At 46.7% G+C, this 287-nt stretch carries 1 pseudogene; it reads left to right on the forward strand.

From position 1 onward, the window contains the following. Positions 1-287, forward strand: a pseudogene (locus tag PZH32_RS13985) (ABC transporter ATP-binding protein); the annotation flags it as partial.

Genomic DNA, 287 nt, shown 5'->3' on the forward strand with positions numbered 1-287 from the left:
TGAAGCGACGTGTTGGTATTGCGCAGGCGATGTTAAATGATCCAGAGATACTTGTTATGGACGAACCGACAGCAGGACTTGACCCCGGAGAACGTGTTCGACTGCGAAACTTCATTTCCGAGTTTTCGCATGATCGGATTGTGCTGATCTCCACCCATATCGTATCTGATATAGAGTATATTTCCACGCGCAATGCGATTATGAAAGGTGGAGAAATTGTTGACGTAGGAACGACCACGGAGCTTGTCAAACAAATTGAGGGCAAGGTCTGGAATTGCACAATTCCG

The organism is Adlercreutzia equolifaciens (assembly GCF_029076695.1).
In the GTDB taxonomy this organism is placed as follows: Bacteria; Actinomycetota; Coriobacteriia; order Coriobacteriales; family Eggerthellaceae; genus Adlercreutzia; species Adlercreutzia equolifaciens_A.